The 12,547-nt window shown below is 68.7% G+C and carries 9 protein-coding genes; 4 read left to right on the top strand and 5 right to left on the bottom strand.

Annotation, left to right across the window (positions count from 1 at the left end):
* The first annotated feature begins 55 nt into the window (after positions 1 to 55).
* Positions 56 to 667 (top strand): TetR-like C-terminal domain-containing protein, encoded by a 612-nt coding sequence (locus GVY41_RS06005; RefSeq protein ID WP_229725954.1) that lies wholly within the window; start codon positions 56 to 58, stop codon positions 665 to 667.
* 1 nt (position 668) lies between these two features.
* On the opposite strand, the gene GVY41_RS06000 is transcribed toward GVY41_RS06005, so the two are convergent.
* Complete coding sequence (locus GVY41_RS06000) at positions 669 to 2,939, bottom strand: adenosylcobalamin-dependent ribonucleoside-diphosphate reductase (protein WP_161344424.1); 2,271 nt, start codon at positions 2,937 to 2,939, stop codon at positions 669 to 671.
* A gap of 157 nt (positions 2,940 to 3,096) precedes the next feature.
* On the opposite strand from GVY41_RS06000, the gene GVY41_RS20285 reads away from it, so the two are divergent.
* Complete coding sequence (locus tag GVY41_RS20285; RefSeq protein ID WP_161344426.1) at positions 3,097 to 3,519, top strand: DUF1489 family protein; 423 nt, start codon at positions 3,097 to 3,099, stop codon at positions 3,517 to 3,519.
* Between the two features lie 164 nt (positions 3,520 to 3,683).
* Here GVY41_RS20285 and hisG read toward each other — a convergent pair whose 3' ends face one another.
* The 3 genes from hisG to hisS are packed head-to-tail and all read right to left on the bottom strand — an operon-like array spanning position 3,684 to position 7,002.
* Complete coding sequence (gene hisG / locus GVY41_RS05990; RefSeq protein ID WP_161344428.1) at positions 3,684 to 4,391, bottom strand: ATP phosphoribosyltransferase; 708 nt, start codon at positions 4,389 to 4,391, stop codon at positions 3,684 to 3,686.
* Positions 4,385 to 5,497: an ATP phosphoribosyltransferase regulatory subunit gene (locus GVY41_RS05985; protein ID WP_161344430.1), complete on the bottom strand. Its 1,113-nt coding sequence runs from the start codon at positions 5,495 to 5,497 to the stop codon at positions 4,385 to 4,387. Before GVY41_RS05985 ends, hisG begins: the two co-directional genes overlap by 7 nt.
* Positions 5,497 to 7,002, bottom strand: coding sequence for a histidine--tRNA ligase (hisS, locus tag GVY41_RS05980; protein WP_161344432.1), 1,506 nt, complete (start codon positions 7,000 to 7,002; stop codon positions 5,497 to 5,499). Before hisS ends, GVY41_RS05985 begins: the two co-directional genes overlap by 1 nt.
* A gap of 144 nt (positions 7,003 to 7,146) precedes the next feature.
* On the opposite strand from hisS, the gene GVY41_RS05975 reads away from it, so the two are divergent.
* On the top strand, positions 7,147 to 7,359 hold the full coding sequence (locus GVY41_RS05975) for a SlyX family protein (protein ID WP_161344434.1): 213 nt from the start codon (positions 7,147 to 7,149) through the stop codon (positions 7,357 to 7,359).
* A gap of 519 nt (positions 7,360 to 7,878) precedes the next feature.
* Positions 7,879 to 8,961, top strand: a complete 1,083-nt coding sequence (locus tag GVY41_RS05970) for an AbrB family transcriptional regulator (RefSeq protein WP_161344436.1) — start codon at positions 7,879 to 7,881, stop codon at positions 8,959 to 8,961.
* Here GVY41_RS05970 and dnaE read toward each other — a convergent pair.
* Positions 8,958 to 12,464, bottom strand: a complete 3,507-nt coding sequence (gene dnaE, locus GVY41_RS05965) for a DNA polymerase III subunit alpha (RefSeq protein WP_161344438.1) — start codon at positions 12,462 to 12,464, stop codon at positions 8,958 to 8,960. The two genes, GVY41_RS05970 and dnaE, sit on opposite strands and share 4 nt — an antisense overlap.
* Between the last annotated feature and the right edge of the window lie 83 nt (positions 12,465 to 12,547).

The following is a 12,547-nucleotide window of genomic DNA, read 5'->3' as shown; positions in this document are numbered from 1 at the left end:
GCGAAGCCTCCTATGGATGGAACGGTATCGTCTCAACCATCTAGGAGGGTGTCCGTTGGAACGCAACCGTTCCGCCCAAAAAACCCTGCGCAAGCCGTCCGGCGCCGCCGTGCCGCGGGCCGACCTGACCGAGGCGCTGTATCGGGCGTTCTTCGAGGAATGGGCCGCGCATGGCTTTGCCGCGCTGAGCCTTGAGCGGGTGGCGGCGCGGGCGGGCGCGGGCAAGGCGGCGATCTATCGCCGCTTCGCCTCGCGCCACGAGTTTGCCGCGGCGGCGGTGTCGGCACTGGGGCTGCGGATCGCCCTCCCCGAGGATCGCGGCAGCCTCGAGGCGGATGTGCTGGCCTTCCTGCGTCAGGTGCGCGCCGTGCTGCGCCACCCGCTGATCCGCCGGATCCTGCCGGACCTGCATGCCGAGGCCGCCCGCTCGCCTCAGATGCGCGCCCTGAACACGCAGGTCGCCGAGGCGCGGCGGGCGCAGGGGCAGGCGCTGCTGGACCGGGCCATCGCGCGCCACGAGCTGCCGGCGACGCTGGACAGGGCGCTGGCGATGGACCTGCTGCCGGCCACGCTTTACTGGCGGATGGTGGTGATCGGGGCCACGCCCACCCGGGCGCAGCTTGCGGCGCAGGCCACCGCGATCACCGCGGGCCTGCGCCGGCTCTAGCTCAGCTGCATTTCGAGTAACCGCAATCGGCGCAGGTCATGCAGCCCTCGACCATGCGCAGTGCATAGCTGCCGCAGGACGGGCAGGCCTTGCCGCGGGGGGCTTCGCCGGCCGCAACGACCATCCGCTCGGCCTGCGGGTCGGTCTTCAGGCCCATGCCTTCGCCCGCCAGAAAGCCGGTGGCGATCATGTGCCGCTCGATCACGCCGCCGATGGCCGCGAGGATCGAGGGCACGTATCGCCCCTGCATCCAGGCGCCGCCGCGCGGATCGAACACCGCCTTCAGTTCCTCCACCACGAAGCTGACATCGCCGCCGCGCCGGAACACCGCCGAGATCATCCGCGTCAGTGCGACCGTCCAGGCGAAATGCTCCATGTTCTTGGAGTTGATGAACACCTCGAACGGGCGGCGGCGGGTGCCCTGCACGATGTCGTTGATGGTGATGTAGATCGCGTGCTCGCTGTCGGGCCATTTCAGCTTGTAGGTGGCGCCTTCCAGCGATTGCGGGCGGTCCAGCGGTTCGGTCAGATAGACCACCTCGGCGCCCTGATCGACCTCGGGCGCCGTCTCGGTGGTTTCCGAAACCGACAGCACCGAGCCGGTCACCGCATTCGGGCGGTAGGTGGTGCAGCCCTTGCAGCCCTGGCCCCAGGCCGCCATGTAGACGTCCTTGAACGCCTCGACATCGATATCCTCGGGGCAGTTGATGGTCTTGGAGATCGAGCTGTCTATCCATTTCTGCGCCGCGGCCTGCATGCGCACATGATCCAGCGGCGGCAGGGTTTGGGCGTTGACGAAATAGTCCGGCAGTTCGGCATCGCCGAACTTGTCGCGCCACAGCTTCACGGCGAAATCGACGACTTCCTCTTCGGTGCGGCTGCCATCCTTCTGAAGGACTTTGCGCTTGTAGGCATAGGCGAAGACCGGCTCGATGCCCGAAGACACGTTGCCGGCATAGAGGCTGATGGTGCCGGTGGGGGCAATCGAGGTCAGCAGCGCGTTGCGGATGCCATGGGTGCGGATCGCCTCGCGCACGTCGTCATCCATCTGCATCATGTTGCCGCTGGCGAGGTATTTCTCGGCATCGAACAGCGGGAAGGCACCCTTCTCCTTGGCCAGATCGACCGAGGCCAGATAGGCCGCCCGCGCGATCCGCTTCATCCAGGCCTCGGTCTGCGCGGCGGCCTCTTCCGAGCCATAGCGCAGCCCGGTCATCAGCAGCGCATCGGCCAGGCCGGTGACACCAAGGCCGATCCGGCGCTTGGCGCGGGCCTCGTCGGCCTGCTGGGGCAGCGGGAAGCGGCTGGCGTCGACGACATTGTCCATCATGCGGATCGACAGGCGCACCAGATCGTCCAGCGCCTCGGGGTCGAGATCGGCATCCGCCTCGAACGGTTTCTTGACCAGCCGCGCCATGTTGATCGAGCCCAGCAGGCAGGCGCCATAGGGCGGCAGCGGCTGCTCGCCGCAGGGGTTGGTCGCGGCGATGGTCTCGGCATAGCCGAGGTTGTTCATCCGGTTGATGCGGTCGATGAAGATCACGCCCGGCTCGGCGAAATCATAGGTCGCCTGCATGATGCGGTTCCACAGGTCGCGCGCCTGCACAGTGCGGTAGATGCGGCCGTTGAACTGCAGATCCCACGATCCGTCAGCCTTCACCGCTTCCATGAACGGATCGGTGATCAGGACCGACAGGTTGAACATGCGCAGGCGGGCCGAGTCCTGCTTGGCCTCGATGAACTGCTCCACATCCGGGTGGTCGCAGCGCATCGTCGCCATCATCGCGCCGCGGCGGCTGCCAGCCGACATGATGGTGCGGCACATCGCATCCCAAACGTCCATGAAGGACAGCGGGCCCGAGGCATCGGCGGCGACGCCATGCACCTCGGCCCCGCGCGGGCGGATGGTGGAGAAGTCATAGCCGATGCCGCCGCCCTGCTGCATGGTCAGCGCGGCCTCCTTCAGCATGTCGAAAATGCCGCCCATGCTGTCGGGGATCGTGCCCATCACGAAGCAGTTGAACAGCGTCACGCTGCGGGCGGTGCCGGCACCGGCGATGATCCGTCCGGCGGGCAGGTATTTGAAATCCTCGAGCGCGGAGTAGAACCGCTCCTCCCAGACATTGGGTTCGGCCTCGACGGCGGCCAGCGAGCGGGCGATTCGGCGCCAGGTGTCTTCCACCGACTGATCGATCGGGGTGCCATCCGCCTCTTTAAGCCGGTATTTCATATCCCAGATCTGCTCGGCGATGGGGGCGGCGAAGCGGGTCATCGAGTATCCTTGCGCGTTTTTTCGTCGGGAATCCGGGCGGCGCGGACTGCCGGGGCAGCCGCCTCCGCGGGGCTACAGGATAGCCTCCCCCGCCCGGCCAGTCCACCCATTGCCGACGTTGCAGGCTCGCCTATATACCCGGTGTTGGGGGTGCCGCGTGACCGATCACATAAATCTCGTAAAGCTCTGCGTCGGCGCGGAAGCGGTGGAAGACCTGCTGGCCTGGCAGAAAGCGCGCTTCGGCAGCGACAATCCGGTGCATGTCACCAGGATGTGGCCCAAGCGCGCCGACGAGATTCTGGCGGGCGGCTCGCTCTACTGGGTGTTCAAGGGCGCGGTGCTGGCCCGGCAGCGGATCTTGGCGCTGGAGCCGCGGACCGGCGCCGATGGCATCGCCCGCTGCGCCCTCGTGATGGACCCCGAGGTGATCCGCACCGAACCGATGCCCAAGCGCCCCTTCCAGGGCTGGCGCTACATGGCCCCCGCCGACAGTCCGCGCGACCTGCCCAAGGGCCGCGGGCGCGAGGAGCCGCTGCCGCGCGAGTTGCTGCAGGCACTTGCCGAGATCGGACTGCGCTGAGAACGCCCGCCCCGCTTTGCCTTTTCCAAGTATCCTCGGGGGTGAATTGGCCGCAGGCCAAGAGGGGGCAGACAGCCCCCTCCTGCGCCGCCGGCCAGCACCGGGGGACTTTGCGTCCCCCGGACCCCCTGCAGGATATTTGGAAAAGGCAAAGACCGAGGGGGTCAGAGCCCCTGCGGGCGGGTCAGGCCAAGCACCGGCAGAAGGTGGTCCAGCACCTCGCTGGCACCATTGGTCCAGTCGGCGCCGCGGGCGGCGAAGAGCATGGCCTGGCTTTCGTGGATCAGGCCGCCGGTCAGGATCCTGAGGTGGTTGGCGCGCAGCGTCTCGCCGCTGGAGGTGATGTCGGCGATGGCCTCGGCGGTCAGGTTCTTGACGGTGCCCTCGGTCGCGCCCTGGCTGTCGACCAGCTGGTAATCGGCAACGCCCTGGTCTTGCAGGAATTCCCGCACCAGACGGTGATATTTGGTGGCGATGCGCAGCCGGAAGCCATGCGCGCGGCGGAAGGCGGCGGCGGCGGCGTCAAGATCGTCCAGCGTTTCGACATCCACCCAGCAGGCCGGCACAGCGAGGATCAGGTCGGCATGGCCGAAGCCGAGCGCGGCGAGTTCGGCGACCTGATCGGGCCAGTCGGCCAGACGGTCGCGCACAAGGTCGGAGCCGGTGACACCAAGGTGGATGCGCCCGGCGGCCAGCTCGCGCGGGATCTCGCCCGCCGACAGCAGCACCAGCTCCACGCCCTCGCAACCCATCACCGCGCCGGCATATTCCCGGTCAGATCCGGTGCGGGCCAGCGTCAGGCCGCGGGCGCCGAACCACTCGAAGGTCTGTTCCATCAGCCGGCCCTTGGAGGGCACCCCGAGCTTCAGCATGCTTGCGCCTCCAGACTGGCTTCAAGGCTGGCCACCAGCCCCGGCCGGATCACCCCGCCCACGGCGGGGATGGAGCGGCCGCCGCCCCGCCCCAGCACCCGGGTCAGCGCGTCATAGCGCCCACCCGAGGCGACGGGGGGCAGCGCGGGGTCGGCAGCGCGGACACTGAAGACGAAACCGTCGTAATATTCCATGGTGCTGCGGCCGTGGCTTGCCTCGAACGCCAGCGCGGCCACATCGACGCCGCGGGTGGCCATCGCGTCGAGACGGCGGGCGAGGCCGGCGACGGCGGGGGCGATGGCGGGCATCTCCCGGGCAAGGTCCTGGAGGCGCGAGAGCGCCTCGGGGGCCGGGGCGGCGAGGTCGAAGAGGGCGTTGAGCAGGGCGACTTCCGCGGTGGCAATCGGCGGGGCGGCGGCGTCTTCGGCGAGGGCGGCGAGGCGAGATTCGATCTCGGCGGCCGAGCGCAAGCCGATCAGCGGGGCATCGATGTCTGCCGTGCCTGCGGCGATGCGGGCGAGAAGGTCGGCGCGGGCGGCCGGCACGGGGGCCTTGCCGCCGAACCGGTCCAGCAGCGCATGGAAGCGGCGGGGGCGCCAGATATGGCGCAGGAGGGCCGCCTTGCGGCCAGGGAGAGTGTTCAGCCCGCCCACCGCCGCCATCAGGATGCCGATATCGCCGATGGCCGCGCGCAGCCCCAGCGGGGCCAGCAGACCGGCGATGAGCGCGAACACCTCGGCATCGGCGGCGGGGGCATCGTCCCGCGCGAAAACCTCATAGCCGACCTGGAAATACTCGGGCGCGCGGGGGCCGCGGTGGCCTTGCTTGCGGAACACCTCGCCGAAATAGCAGTAGCGGGCCGGGTCGGCACCGTTCGCCATGTGCATCTGCACCACCGGCACGGTGAAGTCGGGGCGCAGCATCATCTCGCCGCGCAGGGGGTCCTGGGTGACGAAGGCGCGGGCGCGGATATCCTCGCCGTAGAGGTCCAGCAGCACCTCGGCCGGCTGCAGGATGTCGGCCTCGACCTCGGCGGCGCCGGCCTCGCGGAAGGCGGCGAGCAGGCGCTGGCCGGTGGCGCGGGCTTCCGCTTTATCCGGGGACATCAGCCCTGCTCCAGCATCGCCCGGACGGCGGCGACCAGATCGGCGCGGGGCACTTCTTGCTGCGCGGGGCGGGCCTTCCATTCCTCGAGGCTCGCGCCTTCGGCGATGCGGGCGCCGAGGATCAGGTCCTTCAGCACCACCGTGCCGCGGCCCGCCTCGTCGCCGCCCTGGATCACCGCGACCGGGGAGCCGCGTTTGTCGGCGTATTTCAACTGGTTGCCGAAGTTCTTGGGGTTGCCGAGATAGACCTCGGCGCGGATCCCGGCGCGGCGCAGGTCGCCGGCCATCGCGAGGTAATCGGCCATGCGCTCGCGGTCCATCACCGTCACGACCACCGGGCCGGCGCTTGCGTCACCGGCGCGGCCCTTGGCTTGCAGGGCGGCGAGCAGGCGGTCCACGCCGATGGAGACGCCGGTGGCGGGCACCGACTGGCCGGTGAATCGCTTGACCAGGTCGTCATAGCGACCGCCGCCGGCGACGGAGCCGAACTGGCGCTTGCGGCCTTTTTCGTCAAGGATTTCAAAGGTCAATTCGGCCTCGAACACCGGGCCGGTGTAGTAGCCGAGGCCGCGGACGACGGAGGGGTCGATCTCTACCCGGTCCGGGCCATAGCCCTGTGCCGCGAGGAGTTCAGAAATCATTTCAAGCTCTTGCACACCTTCGAGCCCGATGGCGGAGCCACCCGCGAGCTCGTGCAGGCGGGCAACGGTGGCGGCGCCGGTCTCGCGCTTGGCGGACATGAAGCCCATCACCACCTCGGCCTGATCGGGGGAGAGGCCGGCGCCCTTGGTGAAGTCGCCGGACTCGTCCTTGCGGCCTTCGCCGAGGAGGGCGCGGACGCCGTCTGTGCCCAGGCGATCCAGCTTGTCGATGGCGCGCAGGACGATGCCGCGTTCGGCGAAAAAGCGTTCGGGATCAGTGGGATCGAGGACACCCGCCACCTCCATCACCCCGTTCAGCACCTTGCGGTTGTTCACCCGCACGATGTAGTCGCCGCGGGGGATGCCGACGGCTTCGAGCGTGTCGGCGAGCATGGCGCAGATCTCGGCGTCGGCGGCGACGCTGCCCGACCCGACGGTGTCTGCATCACATTGATAGAATTGACGAAACCGCCCCGGCCCCGGCTTTTCGTTGCGCCAGACCGGGCCCATCGCGTAGCGGCGGTAGGGGCTGGGGATGTCGTTGCGGTATTGTGCGGCGACGCGGGCGAGCGGGGCCGTCAGGTCATAGCGCAGGGCAAGCCAGTCGCCCGGCTTGTCGCCTTCCGCATCCTCTTGCCAGGCGAAGACGCCCTCGTTGGGGCGGTCGATATCGGGGAGGAACTTGCCAAGCGCCCCGACCGTTTCCACGGCGGAAGTTTCAAGCGGATCAAAGCCATAGCGGTGATAGACCTCGGCGATGGCATCGAGCATCGCCTTGCGTTCGGTCACCTCGGCGCCGAAATAGTCGCGGAAGCCCTTGGGGGATTCCGCGCGCGGTCTGCGGGGGGCTTTGTCCTTGGCCATCATCGCCTCGCTTGCTGTCGGGCGGGGGTGTAGCGGATGGGCGGGCGCGGGACAAGCGGCGAGGGTTTGCGGGCGATATGGAAAGCATGCAGAACCCATGCGGATACCGTATGTAAAGTGAAACAGTAGGACATGGGGGCCGGGATGGCTATTGAACCGAGGCTTCAGGCCAGTGAAGAGGCGATCGCGCATCTGACCCGCGCGGTGGACGAACTGTCGGAGGTGGTGGCGCGGCAGCAGCGCGAGATCGACGCGCTGACCCGCCGGGTGGCGATGCTGATGCAGCGCGAAGCGGAACGCGAGACGGAGGGCGGCGGGACGATCCCGCTGGCGGATCAGCGGCCGCCGCATTGGTGAGGGGGGCGGCTTTGGCAAAGACGGGGGCCGTCTGCCCGTTCGCGCGAAGAGGCGGGGGGCCTTCCGCCCCCCCGCGCCTCCCGAGGGTATTTTGACCAGAACGAATGGGGGGCGGCGATGGGTGAGGGGGGCGCTGGTCTGGTGGAAGCCGGGGGGCCGTCTGCCCCCCGGACCCCCCGAGGATATTTGCGCCAGCAAGAAGGGGGAGGGGAGCGGTTGTCGAGATCGCTGGTGCCTCGGCCCGCTGGGGAGGCGCGTGGCTGGGGAAGCGTTTGGCCTGCGCCGCCAGCGGGCAGCGCCTGTCTGCCGGGTGGGGGACTCTCGCCCGAGGAGGGGATGACGGGGCCGGGAGGCGGGCGCTGGCTGAAGGCGCGGCCGCGAGTCCCGGCAAGGGCGCGCGGGCGCGGGAGAGCCTTGGCGCCCCCGCGGGTTGCACCGGCCGGGGGGAGGTGCCACAACCGCGACAAGAGGGCAGTGCCTGACCTGCCCTTCTGACGCAGCCTGACCCCGAGTGCGCGAATGCCCCTGACCTTTCACATCGGACGCACCGAGGTGCATCTGCCGACCGTGCTGCTGACGCTAGCGCTTGGCACGGCGGGGGGGCTTGTGGCGCAGGCGGCGCATGTGCCGCTGGCGCTGCTGCTGGGATCGCTGCTGGCGGTGGGTGCGGCCTCGGTCTTCGGCGTGAAGCTGGCGGGGCGCCTTCCGGCCTTGCCGCAGGATGTGCGGCTGGTCTTCGTGCCGGTGATCGGGGTGGCCATCGGCGGGGCGTTCACGCCGGACATCCTGCGCGAGGCAGCCTTGTGGTGGCCGTCGCTGGTGGCGCTGGCGCTGTTCATCCCGGTGGCGCATTGGATCGGCTTCAAGGCGCTGAGCGCCACCGGGCAGCTGGACCCGGTGACGGCGTTTTTCGGCACCGCGCCAGGGGGCCTGCTGGAGACGGTGCAGATGGGCGAGGAGATGGGCGCCGACGTGCCGATGCTGACCATGCTGCAATTCATGCGGCTGATCCTGACCATCGTGCTGGTGCCGATCTTCTTTGCCTGGATGACCGGCCATGCCGTGGGCTCGGCCGGCGGCGCCAGCATGGGGGCGCGGGAGGTTCCGGGGTTGCAGGATGTGGGGATCCTGCTGGCCGCTGGCGTGATCGGCGCGGTGCTGGGGCGGCGGACGCGGATTCCGGCAGGGATCATCACCGGGCCGGTGCTGATGTCCGGGGCGGCGCATCTGGCGGGGCTGACCGCGGCACTGCCGCCCGGATGGCTGATCGGGGTGACGCAGGTGGTGATCGGCACCACGCTGGGGGTGCGCTTTGCCGGGGTGGCGCCGCGGGCCTTTGTGGTGGCGCTGCGGCTGGCGGCCCTGAACGTGGCGCTGACCATGGCGCTGGCGGGGCTGATCGCGGTGGGGCTGGCGCCGCTGGTGCATGAGCCGCGGGCGGCAGTGTTCCTGGCCTTTGCGCCGGGCGGGCTGGCCGAGATGAGCCTGATCGCGCTGTCGCTGCAAATCAGCGTGCTCTACGTCACCACCCACCATGTGCTGCGGATCGTGCTGGCGGTGACGGTGGCGCAGGTGTTCTCGCGGCGGCTGAAGAAGCGCTAGATCTCCTCCACCGCGACCACGCCGCCGATGGCCTTCAGCGCGCCCTTGATCTGCGGGTTGACCGGCAACTGGCCCGGCAGGGTGATTTCCACCTCGGCCCCCGTCTCGGGATCGGTGACGCAGAAGCTGACCGGGCCGCGGGCGGTGCGGGTTTTCGGATCGTTCCTGATGCGGTCGAAGAGCGCGGCGACGGAGGCGATGGCGGCCTCTGCCCCCAGATGGATGCGCAGGCCGGAGCTGCCGGCCTCGGCCGCGACGGCATCGACAGGTTCGGCCTTGCGGGCCAGCAGCTTCAGCGTCTCGCCCTCCAGCGTCGCCTCGACCGTCAGCACCACGGCGAGGCCGGGTTCGAGATATTGGCGCGCAGCCTCGAGCGTGTCGGAGAAGACGGTGACCTCGTAGAGGCCGGTCGGGTCCGACAGCTGGACGAAGGCGAAGCGGTTGCCCTTGGCCGATTTGCGCTCCTGCCGGGACGACACGTTGCCGGCGATCTTGGCGAGGATCGGGCCGTTCTGGGCGGCGCGGGTCAGTTCGGTCAGGGTCTTGACGTCGCGGCGCTTCAGCGCGGGCATGTAATCGTCAAGCGGGTGGCCGGAGAGGTAGAAGCCGACGGCGCCATGCTCCTGCGCCAGCCGCTCCACCGGCAGCCAGTCATCGCCGGGGGCGAGGCGCGGTTCGGGCAGGTCGTCCCCCCCTGCCCCGAACAGCGAGACCTGGGCGGACGATGCCGCCTCATGCACCGCGGCGGAATAGCTGGCGAGCGCGTCGAGGCTGTCGAAGACCCGGCGGCGGTTGGGGTCGAGCCGGTCGAAGGCGCCGGCACGGGCAAGCATTTCGAGCGAGCGCTTGCCGACGCGCTTGAGGTCCACCCGGCGGGCGAGGTCGAAGAGGCTGGCATAGGGGCGGCCCTGACGGGCGTCCACGATCATCTTCATCGCCTCGACGCCGACGTTCTTCAGCGCGCCGAGGGCGTAGAGGATGCGCCCCTCGGATACCGCGAAGGTGGCGAGGCTGCGGTTGACGCAGGGCGGTTCGGTGGTGAGGCCCATCCGGTCCACCTCGCGCTTGTAGATCGCCAGCTTGTCGGTGAGGTGGATATCGCAGTTCATCACCGCGGCCATGAACTCGACCGGGTGGTTCGCCTTCAGCCAGGCGGTCTGGTAGCTGACCACGGCATAGGCGGCGGCGTGGGATTTGTTGAAGCCGTAATTGGCGAATTTCTCCAGAAGGTCAAAGACCTCGCCGGCCTTCTTCGCGTCGATATTGTGGGTGGCCTTTGCGCCGTTGAGAAACTTGGGGCGTTCCTTGGCCATCTCCTCGGCGATCTTCTTGCCCATGGCACGGCGCAGAAGGTCGGCGCCGCCGAGGCTGTAGCCGGCCATGACCTGCGCGATCTGCATCACCTGTTCCTGATAGACGATGATGCCCTGGGTTTCGGCAAGGATGGAATCGATGGTGGGATGGATGGATTCCAGCGCCTTGGCGCCGTTCTTCACGTCGCAATAGGTCGGGATATTCTCCATCGGGCCGGGGCGGTAGAGCGCGACGAGGGCGACGATATCCTCGATGCAGGTCGGCTTCATGCGGCGCAGGGCGTCCATCATGCCCGAGCTTTCCACCTGGAACACGGCGACGGTGCGGGCGGCGGCGTAGAGCTCGTAGCTGGGCACGTCATCGAGGGGGATGTGGCCGATGTCATTCTCGGCGCCGGGGGCCGGGTCATAGAGCTTGCGGCCATCCGCGGCGATGTGCAGCTGGCCGCCGCCGCCGAGGATCAGGTCGATGGCGTTGCGGATCACGGTCAGCGTCTTCAGGCCGAGGAAGTCGAACTTCACCAGCCCCGCAGCCTCGACCCATTTCATGTTGAACTGGGTGGCGGGCATGTCGGAGCGGGGGTCTTGATAGAGCGGCACCAGCTCATCCAGCGGGCGGTCGCCGATCACCACGCCGGCGGCATGGGTGGAGGCGTTGCGCAAGAGGCCCTCGACCGCCTTGGCGTAGTCCAGCAGGCGGGCCACCACCTCCTCGGCCTTGGCGGCTTCGCGCAGGCGCGGCTCATCGGCCAGCGCCTTCTCGATGCTGACGGGTTTGACGCCTTCGACCGGGATCATCTTCGACAGCCGGTCCACCTGCCCGTAGGACATCTGCAGCACCCGGCCCACGTCGCGGACCGCGGCCTTGGACAGCAGCGCACCGAAGGTGATGATCTGGCCCACCTTCTCGCGCCCGTATTTGCCCTGCACGTAGCGGATCACCTCTTCGCGGCGATCCATGCAGAAGTCGATGTCGAAGTCTGGCATCGAGACCCGTTCTGGGTTCAGGAACCGCTCGAACAGCAGCGAGTAGCGCAGGGGGTCGAGGTCGGTGATGGTCAGCGCATAGGCGACAAGGCTGCCCGCGCCCGAGCCGCGGCCGGGGCCGACGGGGATGCCCTGGCCCTTGGCCCATTTGATGAAATCGGCCACGATCAGGAAATAGCCGGGGAAACCCATCTGCTCGATGATCCCCAGCTCGAATTCCAGCCGCGCCTCATAATCCGGCACCGGCACCGAATGCGGGATCACGGCAAGGCGGGCGGCGAGGCCTTCGCGGGCTTGGCGGCGGAGTTCTTCCACCTCGTCATCGGCAAAGCGCGGCAGGATCGGCGGGTGCTTCTTCACCGCAAAGGCGCAGCGGCGGGCGATTTCCACCGTGCTTTCCAGCGCCTCGGGCAGGTCGGCGAACAGCGCCGCCATTTCATCGGGTGTCTTCAGGTAATGCTGCGGGGTCAGGCGGCGGCGGGGTTCCTGCTGGTCGACATAGGCGCCATCCGCGATGCAGATCAGCGCGTCATGCGCCTCATACATCGAAGCCTTGGGGAAATAGACATCGTTGGTGGCGACCAGCGGCAGGCCCATCGCATAGGCCATCTCGACATGGCCGCGCTCGGTCAGCCGTTCCGCCTCGGGCAGTTGGCCGCCCTCGCCGGGATGGCGTTGCAGCTCGACATAGAGCCGGCCCGGGTAGATCGCGGCGAGTCGGGCCAGGAAGGCCTCGGCCCTGGCGTGCTGGCCGGCCTGAAGCAGGCGGCCGATGGGGCCATCGGGGCCGCCGGAGAGGCAGATGAGGCCTTCGGAGTGGGCGGCCAGCTGGTCGGTCGTCAGCTGCGGCACCTCCCCCGTCTTGTCGAGGTAGAGGCGGCTGTTCAGCTTCATCAGGTTGCGATAGCCCGCCTCGGTCTGCACCAGCAGCACTACGGGCGCGGGGCGGCGCGGACGCTCCCCGGGTTGCGGCGGATCATAGGCCAGATCGACCTGGCAGCCGACGATGGGCTGCAGCCCCGCGCCCTTGGCCAGCACCGAAAATTCCAGCGCGGCGAAGAGGTTGTTGGTGTCGGTCACCGCTACGGCCGGCATCGCCATGCTGGTGGCGGCGGCGATCAGCTTCTTGACCGGCACCGCGCCTTCCAGCAGCGAATATTCGGTATGGACGCGCAGATGGATGAATCGGGGGGCTTTGGTCATCGTGCCAGCCTAGCCTTTGGGCGCGCCGGGCGGAAGGCCGCGAAAACGCTTGCCAAGCGCCGGCCCCCGCGATTGTGTGGAGG

Origin of the sequence: Frigidibacter albus (assembly GCF_009908165.1) — a bacterium.
Lineage (GTDB): Bacteria > Pseudomonadota > Alphaproteobacteria > Rhodobacterales > Rhodobacteraceae > Frigidibacter > Frigidibacter albus.
This window is presented reverse-complemented; position numbering and strand designations above follow the sequence as displayed.

Bases quoted from the DNA above. Each gene is read 5' to 3' on its own strand.
- hisG (WP_161344428.1), bottom strand. From the start codon at position 4,391: ATGCTGAAGCTCGGGGTGCCCTCCAAGGGCCGGCTGATGGAACAGACC.
- GVY41_RS06000 (WP_161344424.1), bottom strand. From the start codon at position 2,939: ATGACCCGCTTCGCCGCCCCCATCGCCGAGCAGATCTGGGATATGAAA.
- hisS (WP_161344432.1), bottom strand. From the start codon at position 7,002: ATGGCCAAGGACAAAGCCCCCCGCAGACCGCGCGCGGAATCCCCCAAG.
- dnaE (WP_161344438.1), bottom strand. From the start codon at position 12,464: ATGACCAAAGCCCCCCGATTCATCCATCTGCGCGTCCATACCGAATAT.
- GVY41_RS05975 (WP_161344434.1), top strand. From the start codon at position 7,147: ATGGCTATTGAACCGAGGCTTCAGGCCAGTGAAGAGGCGATCGCGCAT.
- GVY41_RS05970 (WP_161344436.1), top strand. From the start codon at position 7,879: ATGCCCCTGACCTTTCACATCGGACGCACCGAGGTGCATCTGCCGACC.
- GVY41_RS05985 (WP_161344430.1), bottom strand. From the start codon at position 5,497: ATGTCCCCGGATAAAGCGGAAGCCCGCGCCACCGGCCAGCGCCTGCTC.